The sequence below is a fragment of the Nannocystis sp. RBIL2 genome, assembly GCF_026626745.1.
Classification (GTDB): Bacteria; Myxococcota_A; Polyangia; order Nannocystales; family Nannocystaceae; genus Nannocystis.
In genome coordinates this window covers 1,316,187-1,336,192 of the sequence record NZ_JAPNJW010000001.1, presented here as the reverse complement: position 1 = coordinate 1,336,192, position 20,006 = coordinate 1,316,187, and the positions used below count along the sequence as shown (strand labels likewise).

Here is a 20,006-nt window from a genome sequence, read left to right as displayed (position 1 = left end):
GTTCAGGTCAGGGCTGCTCGACCGGGACCTCGCCGGGGAGGTACTCGAGCGCGTCGTCGCCGAGGATCATGGAGGTGGCCTGGCGCACGTGCTTCTTCACGTCGAGGCCGCCGCGGTCGCTGGCGCCGAGCTTGAGCGCGTAGCGGGCGATGTTGATGCCGTCGCGGACCGTGAACGGCTGGTCGTCCTCGTGCGCTCGCTGGAGGAACACGGCGAGGTAGTGGAGGATCCGCGGGCTGGCGAACGGCAGGTTGGCCTGCAGGATCGCGGTCTCCTCGTCGCGCTCGGGGAAGTCGATGACGATCTGCGGCTGCAGTCGGCTCTGGATGTACTCGGGGATGTCGAACGTGCTGGCGTCGTCGTTCATCGTCGCGCAGAAGCGGAAGTCGCGGTGCGCGTGGATCTTGACGCCGGCGACCACCGACTCGACGTAGCGGCGGCGATCGAGCAGCGGCGCGAGCGAGGCCCAGCTGCGCTCGCTCATGCGGTTGCCCTCGTCGAGGACGCACACGCCGCCCTTGATCATCGCGCTGACCAGCGGGCTGGCGGTGTAGCGCAGCTTCTGGCCGTCGGTGATGACCGGCGTGACGAGCAGGTCCTCGGGCCGTGTGTCCATGGTCGCCTGGAACACATAGAGCGGGATGTCGAGGGCGCGCGCGGCGGCCGACGCCAAAGTCGTCTTGCCAACGCCGGGCTTGCCGACTAAACGTGGCGACAGCGCGTGATCTTGTTCGTCCAACACGGCCCACGCGGCCAGCAGCTGGCGCTTCAACTCTTGCCGGCCGACCCACTGCCAGCGCATCTCGTCGGGCGGAGTGAGGCGCAGTTCGACGCCCTGGATGACGACGCTCTCCATCGTGCGTGCCGGTATATCAGGCGTCGGGCCGGCCCCGCGAGGACCTCGCAAGTTTGTGGCGCTCGAGCGCCCCGCGTGAGACTTTTGTCCCTGAAGGGCCCTGGAGGGTGAATCTGGCGCCCCCGCCGCGGTCTAAGGCCGCCGCGCGGGCCCCCGGGCCTGTTCGAGCACAGGAGCGCTGAATGCGAACCAGCCAACTTCTTCCTCACGGGCGCCTGCCGCGGGCGCTGACCGCTCTGGCCCTGTGGATGGGGCTCGTGACGGTCCCCACTGCGGCGGCCTCCCCGGTCCTTCTCGACCCGCCCGAGGCGGGCACCCCCGAGGAGGAGGAAGAGGAAGACTCCCCAGCGGTCATCGCGCCCGAGCCGGCGCCTTCGCCGGAGCCGCCGGTCGCGGCCAAGTCGAAGTCGGCCAAGACGAGCAAGAAGCCGACGAAGTCCGCTTCGGTGAAAAAGCCCAAGGGCGACCCGCGCTGCGGCGGCAAGACGCCGATCTGGGAGCACGAGGTAAAACCTGGCGAGACCCTCGGGCGCATCGCCGGCCAGTACGGCGTGCGGATGAGCGACATCATCAAGCTCAATCCGAAGCTGAAGAGGGATCCGGACGACATCAAGCCGAAACAAAAAATTTCGGTCTGCCCTGACCCCGAGGTCCCGCCGCACCTCGAAGAGGAGGGCAGCTACACGGTCAAGTCGGGCGACTCGCTGAGTGTGATCGCCGAGAAGCATCACATGAAGGTCGGCGAGCTGATCGCGCTGCAGAAGGGCTCGCTGCGCAAGCGGCTCGACAAGGATCCGAAGAGCCTGCAGCCCGGCGACGAGCTGACGATCATGATCGACCGCGGCATCATCGCCGCGTTCGCGCCGACAAAGGATGAGGATCGCGGCGTGCTGCGCATCGGCATCCCGCTGGATCCGGGCAAGCACTATTACATCAAGCGCCCGAATCTGGCCTTCGGGACAGGCGCGACGATCAAGGCGATCAAGTTTGCGATCTCGAAGTACGCGATGCTCAAGGGCATCAAGGGCGGGCCGCAGGTCCACGTCGGCGACATCAGCGCGCGCGGCGGGGGGCCGCTCAAGGGCCACAAGTCGCACCAGAAGGGCGTCGACGTCGACGTCGGCCTGGTGCTCAAGGGGGCGGACGCCGGCGAGGTCCGGTTCCTCTCGGGCAACGCCGACAACCTCGACGTCGCGCGCACCTGGGCGCTCATCAAGTCCTTCGTCGACACCAAGGAGGTCCGCGCGATCTTCCTCGACTACGGGCTGCAGAAGGTCCTCTACGAGCACGCCAAGAAGAAGGGCGTGTCCGAGGCCAAGCTCGACGAGCTGTTCCAGTACCCGCGCGGCAAGGGCCGCGGCTACGGCATCATCCGCCACTGGAAGGGTCACCGCGACCACTTCCACGTCCGCTTCCACCGCTGAGCGGGGGCGTGAAGGCATGTCTCGTGGGGCATGCCCGCGGGGACAGGTCCGAAGGGGCATGTCTTTCGGGACCTGCCCGGACGGTCAGAAGACCATGAAGCCGACGAACGGCCCGAGCTGCAGCAGCGGGATGCCGCCGAACACGGCGGTCAGGCGGGCCTGGCCGCCGATCACGCCCTTGACCCGATTCGCCGGGTTGGTGAACACGTAGCCGAGGCGGCCCTCGCCCTCGACGCCGGCCACCTCCGTCAGGGCGAACATGACGCCGCCGCCCATCGAATAGAACAGACGCTGGCTCTGGCCGCCGTAGCCCATCGCAGTGAAGTGGTGGCGATGGACGAAGATACCCTCGTAGTTCATGGGCGAGAGGCCGAAGGTTGGCATGTCCGCGTAGCCGACCGAGAGCGTGAGCTGATAGCCGAGCGCGGTGTTCCAGTCGAAGGTGCGCGCCCAGTTCTTGCGCGGGCGCAAGTTGGTGCCGAGGAAGAAGGTGAAGTCCCCGGAGGGGATCGGCGAGAAGATGTTGAAGCTCAGGCCGTAGAGGTTGGCGAACACGAGCTTGCGGTGCGTGACCGACTCGGGGGCCTTCGCGGGTCCCTCGGCGGCGACGGGCGGCGGGGTCGTGGCGGGCGGCGGGTAACTCGGGTTCGACGGGGTGCCGTACGGTTGAGCGGTCGGGTAAGGCTGGGCCGGCTGCGGCGGAGTCGGCTGCGCGTAGGGCTGCGCGGGCGCAGGGGCGGGCGCGGGCGCGGCAGGCGGGGATGCTTCTGTAGCGACAGGGGCGGGCGTCGCCGGGGCGGGCTGAGACGGGGGCGCTGCGGCGGGGGGCGGCGTCGGCACGGGCACGGGCGCGGCCGGTTGCTGGAGAGCGAACGACAGGAGAGCGACGAGCGAATGCGGCATGGGGGATGTCCGAAGGTTAATGTTGACCTGTCCGGAAGGCCAGGTAAGTCGGGAGCCGACGGCCGCGGCGCGGGCTGGCGCCCCGTTCATCGCCACGGCCGGTCGTGAGCTCGCGCGCGACCGGCGGGGCGACGCGCAGCGTCGAGGTCGACCCGAAACCCGGCGGTGCGGGCCGGTCGGACGCGACGGCGACGATCTGCGCGGCGGAGGCCAAGAGCATGCGAGGACCGACGACCCGCCGATGTTTGCAGACGACGTGATCCGGCTCAAGCCGGGGCGCCGGCAAAGCCGCTAAGGTGCCGCGCCATGGCGACCACGCTGCGCACCGTCCCCCCCGAGCCCCCTCCGCCGCCCACCGTCCTGCCGTGCAGCGACCCGGCCACCGGCGAACGCTTCGGCGAGGCGACTGTGATGGACAGGGACGCGGTCGTGGCGGTGGTCCAGCGCGCCCGCGCGGCCCAGGCGGCGTGGGCGAAGACGTCGTGGGCCGAGCGCCGGGCTGTCCTTTCGGACATCTTGCGCTACGTCGTTCAGCATCAGGAGGAGATCTGTCGCCTGGCGGTGCGCGATTCCGGGAAGACGATGGTGGACGCGGCGATGGGAGAGATCTTCCCCGTCTGCGAGAAGCTCCGCTACACGATCGCGCACGGCGAGGCCGACCTCCGCGCCGAGCGGCGACCGTCGGGGTTGTTGCCGCACAAGGCCGCGCGCGTCGAGTACCTGCCGCTCGGGGTCATCGGCGTGATCGCGCCGTGGAACTTCCCGTTCCACAACTTCTTTTGCCCGACGATCCCGGCGCTCTTCGCCGGCAACGCGGTGGTGGTCAAGGTCAGCGAGCTGGCGACCTGGTCGTCGCTGCGCTACGTCGAGATCTTCGCCGAGGTGCTGCGGCGCCGCGGCCACAGCCCCGACCTCGTGCAGATCGTCACCGGCTACGGCGAGACGGGCTCGGCGCTCGTGACCTCCGGCGTCGAGAAGATCTTCTTCACCGGCTCGCCGCAGAACGGCCGCAAGGTGATGGCGGCGGCCGCAGAGACGCTCACGCCGGTGGTCCTCGAGCTCGGCGGCAAGGACCCGATGATCATCTGCGACGACGCCGATCTCGAGCAGGCCGTCAGCACCGCCACGTTCGGGGTGTTCAACGCCTGCGGGCAGATGTGCGTCGGCGCCGAGCGGCTGTACGTGTTCGCCGGCATCTACGACGCGTTCGTGCACGAGGTGGTGGCGCGGGCGAAGGCGCTGCGCCAGGGTCCGCCGCTGCAGGGCGAGGTCGACGTCGGCGCGATGACGATGCCGCGCCAGCTCCAGATCGTCCAGGAGCTGGTCGACGACGCCGTCGCCAAGGGGGCGCGGGTCCTGTGCGGCGGCAAGCCGCGGACCGACCTGCCGGGCAACTACTACCCGCCGACCGTGCTGGTCGACGTCGACCACACCATGCGGATCACCCGCGAGGAGCAGTTCGGCCCCGTCATGGTGATCTTGAAGGTGAACTCGGAGGCCGAGGCGGTGCGCCTGGCCAACGATTGCCCGTACGGCCTCGGATCGTCGGTGTTCACGCGCGATCCGGCCCGCGGCGAGCGGCTGGCCCGCGCGATCGCGGCCGGTATGACCACCGTCAACGACTTCGGCCTCGCCTACATGATCCAGTCGCTGCCGTTCGGTGGCCTCAAGATCTCGGGGTTCGGGCGCATCAACGGCCGCGAGGGCCTGCGCGCCTGCTGCAACGAGAAGGCGATCGTCACCGACCGCCTCCCGGTGCGACAAGGGATGGCGCTGTACCCCGTACGGCCTGCGACGCTCGAGCTGGTGACGGGCGCGGTGCGGGCGATCTACGGCGCCGGGATCGGCAAGAAGGCGCGCGGGGCGCTCCAGATCGCCCGTTCGTTGCTGTCGCTGGCACGCGGGCAGCGGTCGACCGAATCGTCGTAAAGCTCGCGCGCCGACGAGCGGCGCGCACCTGTCTTGATGGACAGGCAGCGCGCAAGCGTCGTGCGAATCCGAACCCGGTCGGGCGGCTTGGCAGAGTGACGTGCCGTATGGCACCATTCACACCCCGCCCGGCTGGCCCATGGACGAGTTCATCGCCGCGATCGTCAGCTTCCCCACCGTGGTGTTCACGGTCGCTTTGTTGGTCGTCGCGGGTTACTGGCTGCTCGCGCTGCTCGGCGGGGTGGGCAGCGACATGCTCGACGCGGCGGCCGGCAAGATCGACGGGGCCGTCGATGCGATGGCGGGCAAGGTCGACGGGGCCATCGACGCGATGGCCGGCAAGGTCGACGGGGCGGTGGATGGCGCCACGGGCAAGCTGGAGGCCGTCGGCGGCAAGGTCGAGGGCGCCGCGGGCGGCCTCAGCCTGCTGGCCGCGATCGGCTTCGGCAAGGCGCCGGCGACGGTGGTCATCAGCATGCTCGTGTTGTTCGCGTGGGCGCTGTCGACATTCGCCACGCTGATGCTCCGGGACTACGGCGTCGCCGCGATGGGCGTCCACGTCGGCATCGCTTTCGGCGCCGTGGTGGTCGCCGGCATGCTGACGGGGCTCATCGCCGGCGCGCTCGGCGAGGCGTTCAAGCGCCACCGGCCGATCGGTCGTGGCGAGCTGGTCGGCAAGCTGGCGACGATCACCACCGGCCGCGTCGACGAGCGCTTCGGCCAGGCCAACCTGCACGAAGACGGCGCCAACCTGATCGTCGACGTCCGCTGCGCCACCCCCAACGCGCTGGTCAGGCACACGCGCGTGGTGCTGGTGAGCTACGACGGCGCGGCTCACTATTACATGGTCGAGCCGTTCGAATCGAAGGACAGTATCGCCCGCCCGTAACACGGCGGCGCGCGTGAGAGGGACGCTAATCGCATGAATCCGACTCTGATCCTGATCGCAATCGTCGCCGGCGCGATCCTCTTTTTCGGCCTCATTATCGCGTTCGTCGTCACGCGATTCCTGCGCCAGGTCGACCAGGGCAAGGCGATCATCATCAATACGTGGGGCAAGGGCGCCCAGGTCGCGTTCTCCGGCGTGGTCGTCTATCCGATCATCAACCGCGCCGAGATGATGGACATCTCGGTCAAGACGATCGACATCGACCGCCGCGGCAAGGAGGGCCTGATCTGCAAGGACAACATCCGCGCCGACATCAAGGTCACGTTCTTCGTCCGCGTCAACAAGACCCCCGAGGACGTGCTGAAGGTCGCGCAGTCGATCGGCTGCGCCCGCGCGTCCGACCAGTCGACCCTCGACGAGCTGTTCTCGGCCAAGTTCTCCGAGGCGCTCAAGACCGTCGGCAAGCGGCTCGACTTCGAGGAGCTCTACACCAAGCGCGAGCAGTTCAAAGACGAGCTGATCGAGGTCATCGGCCGCGACCTCAACGGCTACATCCTCGACGACGCGGCGATCGACTTCCTCGAGCAGACGCCGATGTCGTCGCTCGACCCGCACAACATCCTCGACGCCCAGGGTATCCGCAAGATCACCGAGATCACGGCGGGCCAGAACGTGCGCACCAACGAGCTGCGGCAGAAGGAGCGCATGGACGTGGGCTCGCAGAACCTCGCCTCCGACGAGGCGGTGTTCCGCTACGAGCAGCAGCGCGCCGACGCCGAGGCGAAGAAGCACAAGGAGATCGCGATGTCGCAGGCCCGCGAGCAGAACGAGGCGATGCGGGTCGCCAGCGAGGAGCACAAGAAGACGACGCTGGTCCAGCAGGCCAACGAGGCCGAGATCGGCAAGTCCGACCAGGACAAGCAGCGCGCGATCCTCATCGCCGAGAAGGCCAAGGAGCGCGAGGTCCAGGTCGAGACGGAGCGGGTCGAGAAGGCCCGCGCGACCGAGGCGATCGCGCGCGAGCGGGCGGTCGAGCTGCTGCGCATCGAGAAGGAGAAGGCGCTGGAGGTCGAGCGCAAGGCGATCGCCGACGTGGTCCGCGAGCGCGTGTCGGTCGAGAAGGGCGTGGCCGAGGAGGAGGAGCGCACCAAGGACGTGCGCGTGCTGGCCGACGCCAACCGCGTCAAGGAGTCGCGCGTCATCAAGGCCGAGGGCGAGGCCCAGGAGCGCCTGGTCAAGGACGTGAAGAACGCCCAGGCCTCCGAGGAAGTGGCCAAGCACGAGGCCAAGAAGCAGCTCATCCTGGCCGAGGCCGCGCTCGAGTCGGCCGACAAGCAGGCGAAGGCGAAGATCCGCGAGGCCGAGGGCCTTCAGGCCCAGGAGGCCGCGCAGGGGCTGGCCAGCGTGCGCGTGAAGGAGGCCGACGCGGTCGCCACCGAGAAGCTCGGGATGGCCAAGGTCCGCGTGCAGGAGGCCGAGGCCGGGGCGATCGAGAAGCGCGGCATGGCGGAGAACACGGTCGCGCGCGAGCGCTTCGCGGTCGAGGCCAGCGGCGAGGAGCAGAAAGGCCTGGCGCAGGTCAAGGTCAAGGAGGCCGACGCGGCGGCGGTCGAGAAGCAGGGCGCCGCCCAGGCGGTCGCGCAGGAGCGCCAGGGCGTGGCCCAGGCGACGGCGATCCGCGAGAAGCTGCTGGCCGAGGCGACCGGCCTGGCCGAGAAGGGCAAGGCGATGCAGAACTTCGCCGGCGAGCCGCGCGCGCACGAGGAGTTTCGCCTCCAGCTCGAGCGCGACCGCGACGTCCAGCTGGCCCAGATCGCCGCCCAGAAGACCATCGCCGAGGCCCAGGCCCGCGTGCTGGCGACGGCGCTCGAGCACGCCAAGATCAACATCGTCGGCGGCGACGGCCAGTTCTTCGACAAGTTCGTGCGCGCGGTCGGCACCGCGCAGTCGATCGACGGCACCATCGATCACAGCGACACGCTCAAGAAGCTGCTCGGCGACTACCTCGACGGCAAGAAGAGCCTGCCCGACGACCTCAAGCAGGTGCTGTCGGGCGTGTCGGCCGACGACCTGCAGAAGTTGACGCTGTCGGCGTTCCTGGCCGACCTGCTGCGCAACGCCGACGGCCCGACGAAGAAGAAGATCCAGGCGCTGGCGGAGAAGGCCAGGGATCTCGGGATCCAGTAAGCCGGGGCCGCCATGGCAGAGGCGAAGGACAAGCCGCAGGACGGCGGCGAGGCGCTCGAGAGCGGCGGTTACGAGGTCATTCGCGCCCGCCTGGTCGCGCAGGGCAAGGCCCTGGCCGAGAAGACCGGCGCGCTCAACGAGCGGCGCAAGCAGGCGTTCGGCGGCAGCGAGCTGCAGGTGGTCGCCAACGAGCGCGTGCGCACCGAGCACGCGTGCGTCCCGGCCGACATCGTGCAGTCCGGCGGCCACCTGCTGCTCGGCTACAACGTGTTCTTCGGCATGAAGAAGGAGGTCGCGGTCGAGGACGTGTTCTCGATCCAGACCTTCGACGGCGGCGCACCCGAGGGCCAGGCGATGCAGCCCGCCACGCTCGACAAGGTGCCCGGGCTCCTCGACGGCGAGCAGTTCGTCAAGGACTTCACGGACATCTACAAGTACTACAAAGACACGCGGCTGCAGCGGCTGAAGGCGACGGACACCAAGCTGTTCGCGGTGTTCCAGATCGGCGCGGCGACCACCGACGTCAAGGTGCTGCACTGGAACGTGCTGCCGCGCGGCGGGGTCCGCTACGTCGACACCCGCGGCGACCGCGAGCTGCCGAAGCCGGCCTCGCACGACTTCGAGTGGACCGCGACGACGCGTGAGGACCAGGTCGCGGGCCCGCACCCGCACGTGTCGATCAAGGATCTGGTGTTCGTGGAGACCGTCGGCGGCGACCTGACGATCAAGGTCGAGAACAACACCAAGGACGGCCTCGGCATCTACCGCGAGCCGGTCGAGGACGCCAACCAGGCGCTCGACGACGCCAAGTTCTTCTACGCGATCGTCGGCCCGCTGGTGCTGCTGAACATCCTGCCGTACCGCGAGCAGAAGCCGCGCTTCTTCGTCTACAACACGCGGCTCAAGTCGGTCGCGCGCATCGACGCGATCGGCCAGAGCTGCATGCAGCTGCCCGAGGGCCACGGGGTGGTGTTCCCGGGCGGCTACTACCTGACGACGGGCGACACCAAGCAGTTCGGCGGCGAGTCCGGGGCCTTCGAGTTCGAGCGCCGCATCGACGCGCCCAACGGCGAAGACGTGCTCTACGTGTTCTACCGCCGCGATCAGGGCCGGTACGTGCTGTTCCCGTACAACCTGATCCGCAAGGAGATGGCCAACCCGATCCAGTGCAACGGGTACAGCCTGTTCCGCGACGGCAAGCTGGTGGTGTTCCGCGCGCAGAGCGAGGAGCAGGCCCAGCTCCACCCGATGCAGGTGTGGCAGACGCCGTTCATGACGGCGGAGTTCGCGGCCGCGGCACCGACGGACGGCTCGTACCTGGCCAAGGTCGGCAACGCCGAGCTGGTGCGCGGGATCAGCGAGGCCTTCAGCGTCGCGCGCCTGATCGAGAACAGCGACCCGCGGCGCGAGACCTACGAGGACCTGATCGCGCAAGCGCAGCGGCTGGTCGACAACTACTACTGGCTCGGCAACGCGGAGGTCGGCGACCTCGCCACCGACGTCAAGACGATCCGCCAGACCGGCGAGCTCATCATCGACGAGTTCGAGAAGGTCGTGGCGATCCGCAAGCGCGCCCGCGAGGCGCTGCAGGACGCGCAGACCAAGCAGACCGCGCTGGTCAAGACGCTGCGGCCGGGCGACTGGAAGAGCGCCGAGCAGTACATGCAGGCGCTGACGGCACTGCGCAACCAGCGGGGCGCGGTCATCACCCTCCGCGAGGTGCGGTCGATCGACCTGCCGGCGCTCGACGTGCTCGAGAAGCAGCTGGTCGAGGAGTTCGACCGCATCAGCAAGGCGTGCGTCGAGTTCCTGGTCAAGGGCGAGGCGCTGATCCCGGTCGGCAAGCGGCTCGACGAGGTGCTGGCGAAGCTCGAGAAGGTCGACAACGCGGCGCAGCTGCAGCCGATCGAGCAGGACATCCAGGCGATCGGCGACGGCCTCAACGTGCTGGCCGAGGTGGTCAGCGGGCTGCAGGTCGGCGACGCGGTGGCGCGGACGAAGATCCTCGAGGACATCTCGACGGTGTTCGCCCACCAGGGCCGGGTGCGGGCGACGTTCCAGAGCGTCCGCAAGCAGCTGCTCACGTCCGAGGGCAAGGCCGAGTTCGCGGCCCAGTTCAAGCTGTTCGCCCAGACGGTGTCGTCGGGCCTGGCGCTGTGCGACACGCCGGAGAAGTGCGACGAGCAGCTGGCGAAGCTGCTCGTGCAGCTCGAGGAGCTGGCCGGGCGGTTCTCCGAGTTCGACGAGTTCCTCGGCGAGATCGCCGGCAAGCGGGAAGAGGTCCACGACGCGTTCCAGGCCCGCAAGCAGACGCTGCTCGACGAGCGCCAGGCGCGGGTGCAGAACCTCGTCGCCGCGGCCGAGCGGATCCTCGAGGGCGTCGGCCGGCGCGCGCAGACCTTCAAGACCGCCGACGAGCTCAACGCCTACTTCGCGGCCGACGCGATGGTGCTCAAGGCCAAGGAGCTGGTCGAGCGCCTCATGGGGCTGGGCGCGTCGGTCAAGGCCGACGAGATCGCGACCAAGATCACCGCGGCCCGCCAGGACGCGCTGCGGGCCCTGCGAGACCGCCTCGAGCTGTTCGAGGAGGGCGCGCAGATCGTCAAGTTCGGCACGTTCCGCTTCACCGTCAACACGCAGGTGCTCGACCTGACGCTGGTGGCGCGCGGCGACACGATGGCGATCCACCTCGGCGGCACCGACTTCTACGAGACCGTCGAGGACCCGGAGTTCGCCAAGACGAAGGACTTCTGGTCGCAGCAGATCGTGTCGGAGACCGGACAGGTCTACCGCGGCGAGTACCTGGCGGCCTCGGTGCTGTTCGCGGCCGAGCGCGGCGAGCAGGGGCTGACGATCGACAAGCTGCACGCGGCCGGGCGCGAGGCCGGCGGGCTGGTCGACCTGGTCCGCAAGTTCGCGGCCGAGCGCTACGACGAGGGCTACGAGCGCGGCCTTCACGACTCCGACGCGGCGCTGATCCTCGACAAGCTGCTGACGATGTACGCGACGGCGGGGCTGCTCCGCGTGTCGCCGAGCCCGCGCGCGCTGGCCTGCCTGTTCTGGGCGTGGTTCGACCGCAACGAGCTCAAGGCGGTGTGGCATCGACGGGCCCAGAGCGCCGGGCGGCTGCGCGCGGTATTCGGTCACGGGGCCGCGATCGACGCTCTGGCCGGCGAGCTGGCCAAGGCGATCGGCGAGTGGGCGCAGCAGACGGGGCTGTCCTTCGGGACAGTTGATTTCCACCCTGCAGGGGCTTACCTCGCCGAGGAGCTGATCGACGAGCGGCCGCGCTTCGTCACCAGCGCGGCGGCGCAGACGCTGTGGCAGGAGCTGCTGAACGCGCTCGAGGCCGGCAGCAAGCGGCGCGCGCTCGACGACGATCTGCGCGCGCTCGAGGGGCGGCTGCGCGAGCGCTTCGAGCTGGTGAAGGCGTGGCTCGAGGCGTTCGCGGCGGCGCTGCCGGAGCAGGCCAAGGGGGCGACTGCGCTGGTCGAGGCGGCCGCGCTGGCGCTGACCGACCGCAAGCTCGACCGCGAGGTCCAGTCCGCGCTCGAGAGCACCCAGGTCACCGGTCTCTTGGGACAGCACCCGCGGATCCGCGAGCGCACGCTCGAGCTGCGGCTCGACGAGTTCCTCGGCCGCCTCGGCGAGTTCGCCCGCGTGCGCGTGCCGGGCTTCCGCGAGTTCCGCCGCCTGCGTCAGCAGCTCATCGACCGCGAGCGCAAGCGGCTGCGGCTCGAAGAGTTCATGCCCAAGGTGCTGACCTCGTTCGTGCGCAACAAGCTGGTCAGCGAGGTCTACCTGCCGCTGGTCGGCGCCAACATGGCCAAGCAGCTCGGTGCGGCCGGCGACCAGAAGCGCACCGATCGGATGGGCATGCTGCTGCTCATCTCGCCGCCCGGCTACGGCAAGACGACGCTCATGGAGTACGTCGCCAACCGCCTCGGCCTGGTGTTCATGAAGATCAACGGGCCGGCGCTCGGCCACGAGGTGGTGTCGATCGACCCGGCCGAGGCGCCCAACGCGACCGCGGCGCAGGAGGTCGAGAAGGTCAACCTGGCGCTCGAGATGGGCAACAACGTGATGCTCTACCTCGACGACATCCAGCACACCAACCCCGAGTTCCTGCAGAAGTTCATCTCGCTGTGCGACGCGCAGCGCCGCATCGAGGGCGTGTGGCGCGGCCGCTCGCGCACCTACGACCTGCGCGGCAAGAAGTTCTGTGTGGTGATGGCGGGCAACCCGTACACGGAGTCGGGCGCGGCGTTCAAGATCCCCGACATGCTGGCGAACCGCGCCGACACCTACAACCTCGGCGACATCCTCGGCGGCAACCTCGAGGCGTTCTCGCTCAGCTACATCGAGAACACGCTGACCTCCAACCGCACGCTGGCGCCGCTGGCGACCCGCGAGCAGGCCGACGTGTACCGATTCATCAAGATGGCGCGCGGCGAGGAGGTCGCGACCGCCGACTTCTCGTACGGCTACGCCGGCGCCGAGGTGCAGGAGATCGTCGGCGTCATCAAGCACCTGTTCCGCGTGCAGGAGGTGCTGCTGCGCGTGAACAAGGAGTACATCGCGTCGGCGGCGATGGACGACAAGTTCCGCACCGAGCCGGCGTTCAAGCTGCAGGGCAGCTACCGCAACATGAACAAGCTGGCCGAGAAGGTCGCGGCGGCGATGACGGGCGAGGAGGTCGATCGTCTGGTCGACGACCACTACGCCGGCGAGGCCCAGACGCTCACGGTGGCGGCCGAGCAGAACCTGCTCAAGCTGGCCGAGATGCGCGGCCGCCTGCAAGGCGAGCGGGCCGAGCGGTGGGCGATGATCAAGCGCGAGTTCCAGCGCGTGCGCAGCCTGGGCGGCGCGGCCGACGATCCTGCGGTGCGCGTGGCCGGGCAGCTGTCGGTGCTCGCCGAGCGCGTCGAGCAGGTCAAGGACTCGCTGCTGCTGGCGGCCGAGCGCGAGGCGGCGAACGGCAAGGAGCTGCAGCAGGCGCAGATGGCCCAGCAGGCCCGCCTGGTCGAGCTGATGGCGCAGGCGCAGGCGCAGGCGCAGCAGAAGGCGCCGGAGCCGGAGAAGAAGCTGAACACCTTGCCGATGCCGAACATGGCGCCGCCGACGACAGGCGGGCTCGACTGGGCGCGGCCGATCGTCGCGCGGATCGCCAGCGCGCTCGAGGGCCTCAACCAGGCCACGCTCAAGGTCGACGTGCACAACGAGCCGCCGCCGGGGGTGCAGGAGCTGCTGGCGCAGCAGGTGGCGATCGTCGAGCGCACTTTGGTGCCGCTGGTGCGCGCGGCCACGGGCAACCTGCAGGACGTGCGCGGGCTGCAGGACCGCGTCGATCAGATGCTCGGGATGCTGCAAGAGATCGACGAGATCCTCAAAGGCAAGTACCTGCGCTGAGCCGCGGCGAGCGGCCGCGCGAGGCATCGCGCGCGAGGCCACACCGTGTCTCCAGGCGGTAGAGCGGCGCGGCGCGGCGAGTTGTGGCACGCTCGGGAGGTGCTGCGGCGACGCGAGATCCTGGGGGCGACGATCGGGGCGGCGATCGGAGCGATGTTGCCGGCGCGAGCGCGCGCGGGGAAAAAAGCAGTGCGGGTGGCGCTGTACAAGGCCGGCGGGGTCCATCCGGCGGCCTTCGCGGCGGCCAAGCAGCTGCTCGAGGGGCGCGAGGGTTTTCGTCTGCGCGTGACTGTCCCCGCGGACATCCGCGGCGGGTCGCTCGCCGACGAGGACGTCGTGGTGTTCATGGGCGGCAGCGGCTCGACCCAGGGGCGCAACCTCGGCGACGTCGGCAAGCAGCAGGTGAAGGACTTCGTGGCCGGCGGCGGCGGCTACGTCGGCGTGTGCGCCGGGGCGTACATGGCGCTGCAGGGCGAGGACCAGTTCCACAAGCTGCGGATCGTCGCGGGGCGCAACCTGACCGGTGATTTCTGGCAGCGTGGGATCGCCGGCCTCGATGTGTCGGCGCCCGGGCGCGAGCCGTTCAAACTGTTCTACGCCAACGGGCCCATCTTCACCCCCGTCGCCGTCGAGGGGCTGGCGCCCTACGTGCCGCTGGCCGCGTTCGTCGGTGAAATTTATAACATGTCCAAGGGAACAGGTCCCGGAGAGATGCCGGGCACGCCGGCGATCACTGCGTCGCAGTTCGGCAAGGGGCGCGTGCTGTTGTTCTCGCCCAACCCGATCCTCGGCGGACGCGGGGTCGTGCAGGAAGACCTGATGTTGAGCGGCCTGCGCTGGGTGGCGACGGCAGGGGACGTCGCGCCGGAGGTCCGCTTCTCCGACGTGTTCGGCGGCTGAGGCCGGTTCGTAAGCGCTCGTCGGCGGGCGCATGTCAGCTGTCTGAAAAGACAGCTGTGCGGACGCGGCGCCGCTGTGGGACATCGGCGCACCGAAATTCATGGATGTCCCGAGGGACAGGTTTTGCCCGCGAGGTTGGAGCGGACCCTGAGGAGTCTGTCCAAGCGGGTCGGAGACAAATCCTCATGACTCGTACAGGTGTTTCTGCTGTCGCCGTGGCGCTCGCGCTCGCGCCGCTGTCGGCCAGCGCGGCCGACTTCGCCGCCGGCTCGCTGGTGATCCCGATGGACACCGATTACCAGGACCTGGGCATGTTGCGCGCGTACGGGCTCGTGTACGAGCTGCTGCGCCAGGGCGTGCCGGTCCACTGGGCGATCAAGGCCGGCAAGGGCCACGCCGAGGCCGACTTCACCGCTTCGGCGACGGACGTGGCCAGCGGGGCGGCGATCGACGGCCACGGTTACCGCGGCGGGCCGTGGGTGATCGACGCGGCCGACGCCGCGGGCGCGCTGCCGATCGTCGAGGCGTGGCAGCAGGACAACCCCGACGTGGCGGTCCACGAGGCGAGCGAGGGCTTCTCCAGCGACGTCGCGGCGACGCTGGTGGTGGCGCCGACGATCGCGATGATGGCCGACGGCAACCAGAAGATCGCGCGCAAGTACATGATGGCGGCGGGGATCCCCGACTCGGTCGGCGACTACGGCTGGCCGGACACCAGTCCCGACATGCTCGACCCGTCCGAGCTCTCGGGCCCGACCCAGGACAACCTGCGCGACGGGGCGCTGTTCGACGCCGAGGGCGACCCGGTCTACTGCCAGTTCATGTCGATGCACTGGGGGGTGAAGGACGCGCAGGAGAACCCGCAGGTGGTGGCGGAGATGCGCGAGTTCCTGACCCACCCGACGCACCTGTTCGCGGAGTGTCAGGCGGTCAACGCGTTCGAGAACCTGGCCGAGCACGGGCACTTCTTGACGCCGAGCGGGTTCCTCATCGGCGACCAGCCGGACATGTACGAGTACTACGAGACCGACACGCCGTTCGGTCAGATCGACGGGCCGTTCCAGTCGGTCGGCGGCAGCGAGCCGGCGTACAGCCTGCCGGAGGGCGACAGCTACAAGGGCAGCGATATCGTCATGATCACCGAGGCGGGCACGCCGATCGGGACCAATGACGTGTGGATGACGGGCTTCGTCGACGGCATCTGTCCGGGCCTCGTGCTCGGGACGGGGTTGACTGCGGCGTGCCTGACTGCGGGCAAGGTCAGCTACCTCGGCGGTCACGAGTACGACGTCGACCTGCCGATCTCGCAGAACCCGACCACGCAGGGGACGCGGCTGTTCCTCAATTCGCTGTTCGAGGCGCCGTGCGCGACGGCGGAGGGGTTGCCGCAGATCTCGGTCACCAAGTCTGCGCCGGCGCAGTCGGATGTCCCGGAGGTCACGTTCGACATCTCGTTCGTCAACATGGGGGTGATGCCGGCGCTCGACGCGGTGCTGACCGACACGCTGCCGGCCGGGGTGACGTTCGTGTCGGCGACCGACGACGGCAGCCACGTCGACGGAGTGGTGACGTGGCAGCTCGGCAACCTCGGCGAGGGGGAGGGCAAGACGGTCAGCGTGACGGTCGAGCTCGGCGCGCCGGGGGTGTACGAGAACAGTGCGCGACTGCAGTACCGCGCCGGCGTCAATACTCTGGTGGCAGACTCGAACGCGACGATGACTGCCTATGGGGTCGAACCGACGACCGACAGCGGCACGGGGATGTCCGAGTCCTCCGGCACCGGCGACAGCGCGAGCGACAGCGGCGGGCCGACGACCACGGCCACGACCGCGCCGGCCACCGGCGGCGGCGAGGTCACGGGCCCGCTGACCGGCGGCAATGGCAGCAGCGGCGAGTCCAGCGACACCGCGGGCGAGACCGGCGGGCAGACGGGCGGCGAGGGCTGCGGCTGCCGCAATGACATGTCCGGAGGGGCAGGCTCGGCCGCGCTGCTCGGCCTGCTGGCGTTGCTGCGGCGACGCCGGCGCTGAGCTGGCGTGATTTCGGGACATGTCCGGAGGGACATGCCCCGAGAAAGCGCGAAGAGCTCCGCGACTCAGGTCGCGGAGCTCTTCAGGTGCGGCGGGGCCTCAGATCTTGATCGTGCCGCTGAGGACCGAGTTGAAGCGCTTGAGGAGGCCGGCCGGGTCCGGGACCTGACCCTCGGCGAGGGCGGCCTGATCGTAGAGCAGCTCGACGTAGGTGCCGAGGCGCTCGTCGCTCGGGGCATCGCGCGCCAGCTTGTCGACGGCCTGGACGAACGGATGCTCGGGGTTGAGCTCGAGGATCCGCTGGCGCGTCGGCACGTCCTGGCGAGCCATCTTGAGGATCCGCTCCATGTTGCGCGACAGGCCGCCGCTGTCGTCGACGAGGCAGGCGGCGCTCTCGCGCAGGCGCTTCGACACGCGCACGTCCTTGACCTTGTCGGTCAGCAGCTGCTTCGACTTGTCGACGGCGGCCGCGATCGCCCCGGCGTCGTGCTTGTGCTGGTCGTCCTCGGGGATGTCGAGGTCGCCCTGGGTGACGCTGATGAGCTTCTTGCCCTTGTACTCGGACAGGTCCTGCACGACCCACTCGTCGATCGGGTCGGCCATGTAGAGGACCTGGTAGCCACGCGCGCGGCAGGCCTCGAGGTGCGGACTGCGGGCCACCGTGGCCAGCGACTCGCCGGTGATGTAGTAGATCGCCGGCTGCCCCTCGGGCATCGCCTCGACGTACTGCGCCAGCGAGACCGGCTTGTCGTCCGCGGAGGTGCGGTAGCGCAGCAGCTCGACGAGGTCGTCGTGGTGCGTGCTGTCGGTGTGGATGCCCTCCTTGAGGACGGCGCCGTAGTTGTCCCAGATCTTCTCGTAGGTCTCGGGCTTGTCCTTGGCGATGCCCTCGAGCAGCTTGAGCACCTTGCGGGTGAGCTGGCGACGGATCGACGTGAGCGAGTTGTGCTCCTGCAGCATCTCGCGCGAGACGTTGAGCGGCAGGTCCTCGGAGTCGACGAGGCCGCGGACGAAGCGGAGGTAGCCGGGCAGCAGCTTGTCGCAGCTCTCCATCACGACGACGCGGCGGGCGTACAGCTGCAGGGCCTTGCGGTCCTCCTGGAACAGGTCGGCCGGCGGCTTGCCCGGGATGTAGAGCAGGGCGACGAACTGGATCGGCGCGTCGGCGTGGAGGTGGAGGTGGCCGAGCGGCTCGTCGCCGGGCAGCACGAAGCCGCCCATGACGTGCTTGTAGAACTCGTTGTAGTCGGCGTCGGTGAGCTCGCGGGCGGGACGCATCCAGAAGGCGGTGGCGTCGTTGACCTGCTTGCCGTCGACCTCGGTGGCGCCCTTGTCGTCGACGACCTTCAGCAGGATCGGGTGGACGACGTAGTTGCTGTAGCGCTTGATGATGCCCTCGATCTTCCAGCGATCGAGGAACTCCTTGGCGTCGGCCTTGAGGTGCAGCTCGATGGTGGTGCCGCGGGTGGTCCGCTCGCCGGGGCCGACGCTGAAGGTGCCGTCGCCGGTGCTGCTCCAGTGCACGGGCTCGGCGCCCTCTGCGGCGCTGAGGCTGGTGACGTCGATGCGGTCGGCGACCATGAAGGCGCTGTAGAAGCCGACGCCGAACTGACCGATGAGGTTGAGGTCGGGCTTCTGGCCGCTCTCCTGCTGGGCGCGCGCCTTCTCCAAGAACTTCAGGGTGCCCGAGTGGGCGATCGTGCCGAGGTTCAGCGCGATCTCGTCGCGCGTCATGCCGACGCCGGTGTCCTCGATCGTGAGGACGCCGCGCCCATGATCGGCGGTGACCTTGACCTGCGGCTTCTCGTGGCGGTCGCGCAGGTTGGTGTCGGTGAGGCCCTGGAAGCGTGCCTTGTCGAGCGCGTCGGAGGCGTTCGAGACGAGCTCGCGGAGGAAGATCTCGCGGTTGGTGTACAGCGAGTTGGTGACGAGGCGGAGCAGCGCGCTGACTTCGGCCTTGAACTCGTGCTTCTCTTCGCGGCTAGTGGTCACGGGGCACCTTCGGCAAAAACGAATCGGAGGGTTGTCGCAGGCCGCCGGCACGCGCGCCAGCGGACTCGTCGCAGGCGCCACCGGGTCGGCGTCGGGCGTGAAGGTAAACCCACCCCCAGGTGCGTCAAGTGGCGCCGGCGAGGTTGGCGGCGAGCATCGAGAGGGGCGCGCACGATCGCGGCGCGCGGCGAACCAATGACGCATCGCGCGTGCGCGCCGAGGGGCGCACGCGCGATGCGTGGTCGGGGATCGATCAGCCGAGCAGGCTGCTCAGCTTGGGCGCGGCGACGTTGGCCAGGCGGCGGTGCCACAGCTGGGCGCCCACGAACTCGTCGGCGCGCGTGATGTGATCGGTGAGCCGCGCGGTGACCTTGAAGCCGAGCTCGCTGTAGACCTGATTGCTCAGCGTCCAGTCGGCGGCGCACAGCGCGAACACGCTGGCGGTCTCCTGCTTGTGAAGCTCGTCGAGCAGCGCCTTCACGCAGTACTCGAGCACCGGCAGCTCGATGTCCTTCACCGGCGGCGTGAGCATGTCGACCTTGGCGTGGCCGAACGAGCTGTCGGTCTCGGCGCCGACCCAGTACTCTTTTTTGCCGGTCTTGGCGTGGATCGCCAGGTCGGGGTTGAAGACGCCGCGGCGGAACGGGGCGTAGAGCGCGTCCTGGCCGACGCCGCGGACGATGTCCTGCAGCAGCACGGGGTCGCGGATGAAGTCGACGGTCAGGCCGCGCGGCTTGGGCACGGACTTGAGGTCCTTGTCCTTGCCCTCCTTGCCCGGCAACGCCAGCGGCGCGCCCATCTTCGGCGCTCCGCCCTGAATCGGCTCACCGTCCTCGGTGTAGACGCGACTCATGATGTAAGCGTCGGCGGTGCGGAAATAACCCGGGATCGCGCCCTCGCGCGAGAAGCCGACGCTGCGCCAGCTCTTCGAGTCTTGCTTCTCGACCACCGTGAAGACCTTGCGCAGACCCTCGGCCCGCGCGATCCGGTCGAAGAAGTCGCGCTTCTGCTGATAGTTGCCGACGCGGTAGTCGAACACGCGGAGGTTGTGGTGCCGGCGGTTCAGCAGGAAACAGAAGTCGATGTCGCCCTTGCGGTAGTAGATCTCTTCGACCGGCTCGTCGGTCCCGGAAGAGATCTGGGCGGCTGGCTGGCTGGACATGCGTGCTCCTCAGGCGCAAAGAAGGCCCGGAGGGCCAGAAATCCGAGCCAGACCGCGAATGCGACAGAACGTCGTTCGAGGGCTGGTCAGAGGGTGAATCGAGGGGAACACTGGGCGGGGAGGGGGTGTGCGCCGATGGCGCGCCCGCGAGAAAAAAGGGGGTGCCCGGGGGCGCCGGGCGACGCCCGGTCCTGCGCGGGAACCCGCGCCGGGGAGCGTTTTTTCCCGCGAATATCGGGATACAGGTACCACCCCAAAATGTTGATGTCAAAGCCGAGCCGAAGGTAGATTGCCGCAAAGGCAAGAGTTTTCGCTCACTTGGTAG

The 20,006-nt window shown here is 69.0% G+C and carries 11 protein-coding genes; 7 read left to right on the top strand and 4 right to left on the bottom strand.

Going from position 1 to position 20,006, the window contains the following annotated elements:
- Positions 1-7: 7 nt before the first annotated feature.
- Positions 8-856 carry a MoxR family ATPase gene (locus OV090_RS05265; RefSeq protein WP_267702370.1) on the bottom strand — a complete coding sequence of 283 codons (849 nt, stop codon included), beginning with the start codon at positions 854-856 and terminating at the stop codon, positions 8-10.
- A 182-nt stretch (positions 857-1,038) separates the two neighbouring features.
- Here OV090_RS05265 and OV090_RS05260 point away from each other — a divergent pair, with 182 nt between their 5' ends.
- Positions 1,039-2,280 (top strand): penicillin-insensitive murein endopeptidase, encoded by a 1,242-nt coding sequence (locus OV090_RS05260; RefSeq protein ID WP_267702369.1) that lies wholly within the window; start codon positions 1,039-1,041, stop codon positions 2,278-2,280.
- An 84-nt stretch (positions 2,281-2,364) separates the two neighbouring features.
- Here the strand turns inward: OV090_RS05260 and OV090_RS05255 are convergent, their stop codons facing one another.
- Complete coding sequence (locus tag OV090_RS05255; RefSeq protein WP_267702368.1) at positions 2,365-3,183, bottom strand: hypothetical protein; 819 nt, start codon at positions 3,181-3,183, stop codon at positions 2,365-2,367.
- Positions 3,184-3,489: 306 nt separating this feature from the next.
- On the opposite strand from OV090_RS05255, the gene OV090_RS05250 reads away from it, so the two are divergent.
- The 6 genes from OV090_RS05250 (at position 3,490) to OV090_RS50485 (ending at position 16,527) form a co-directional block, all read left to right on the top strand.
- On the top strand, positions 3,490-5,112 hold the full coding sequence (locus tag OV090_RS05250; RefSeq protein WP_267702367.1) for an aldehyde dehydrogenase family protein: 1,623 nt from the start codon (positions 3,490-3,492) through the stop codon (positions 5,110-5,112).
- 100 nt (positions 5,113-5,212) lie between these two features.
- Positions 5,213-6,001: a hypothetical protein gene (locus tag OV090_RS05245; protein WP_267702366.1), complete on the top strand. Its 789-nt coding sequence runs from the start codon at positions 5,213-5,215 to the stop codon at positions 5,999-6,001.
- A 33-nt stretch (positions 6,002-6,034) separates the two neighbouring features.
- Entirely contained in the window at positions 6,035-8,188 is a 2,154-nt protein-coding gene (locus tag OV090_RS05240; protein WP_267702365.1) for a hypothetical protein, read from the top strand.
- 12 nt (positions 8,189-8,200) lie between these two features.
- Positions 8,201-13,597 carry a DNA repair ATPase gene (locus OV090_RS05235; protein WP_267702364.1) on the top strand — a complete coding sequence of 1,799 codons (5,397 nt, stop codon included), beginning with the start codon at positions 8,201-8,203 and terminating at the stop codon, positions 13,595-13,597.
- A gap of 99 nt (positions 13,598-13,696) precedes the next feature.
- Positions 13,697-14,497, top strand: a complete 801-nt coding sequence (locus OV090_RS05230; protein WP_267702363.1) for a BPL-N domain-containing protein — start codon at positions 13,697-13,699, stop codon at positions 14,495-14,497.
- Positions 14,498-14,712: 215 nt separating this feature from the next.
- Entirely contained in the window at positions 14,713-16,527 is a 1,815-nt protein-coding gene (locus tag OV090_RS50485; RefSeq protein WP_267702362.1) for a DUF11 domain-containing protein, read from the top strand.
- A 99-nt stretch (positions 16,528-16,626) separates the two neighbouring features.
- Here OV090_RS50485 and htpG read toward each other — a convergent pair whose 3' ends face one another.
- Both htpG and OV090_RS05215 read right to left on the bottom strand, forming a co-directional pair.
- Entirely contained in the window at positions 16,627-18,519 is a 1,893-nt protein-coding gene (htpG, locus tag OV090_RS05220) for a molecular chaperone HtpG (RefSeq protein WP_267702361.1), read from the bottom strand.
- A 253-nt stretch (positions 18,520-18,772) separates the two neighbouring features.
- Entirely contained in the window at positions 18,773-19,681 is a 909-nt protein-coding gene (locus OV090_RS05215) for a hypothetical protein (protein WP_267702360.1), read from the bottom strand.
- Between the last annotated feature and the right edge of the window lie 325 nt (positions 19,682-20,006).

What these genes read in the sequence shown, in the direction of transcription:
- OV090_RS05240 (WP_267702365.1), top strand. Translation starts at nt 6,035, where the DNA reads ATGAATCCGACTCTGATCCTGATCGCAATCGTCGCCGGCGCGATCCTC.
- OV090_RS05250 (WP_267702367.1), top strand. Translation starts at nt 3,490, where the DNA reads ATGGCGACCACGCTGCGCACCGTCCCCCCCGAGCCCCCTCCGCCGCCC.
- OV090_RS05235 (WP_267702364.1), top strand. Translation starts at nt 8,201, where the DNA reads ATGGCAGAGGCGAAGGACAAGCCGCAGGACGGCGGCGAGGCGCTCGAG.
- OV090_RS05215 (WP_267702360.1), bottom strand. Translation starts at nt 19,681, where the DNA reads ATGTCCAGCCAGCCAGCCGCCCAGATCTCTTCCGGGACCGACGAGCCG.
- OV090_RS05255 (WP_267702368.1), bottom strand. Translation starts at nt 3,183, where the DNA reads ATGCCGCATTCGCTCGTCGCTCTCCTGTCGTTCGCTCTCCAGCAACCG.
- OV090_RS05260 (WP_267702369.1), top strand. Translation starts at nt 1,039, where the DNA reads ATGCGAACCAGCCAACTTCTTCCTCACGGGCGCCTGCCGCGGGCGCTG.
- OV090_RS05265 (WP_267702370.1), bottom strand. Translation starts at nt 856, where the DNA reads ATGGAGAGCGTCGTCATCCAGGGCGTCGAACTGCGCCTCACTCCGCCC.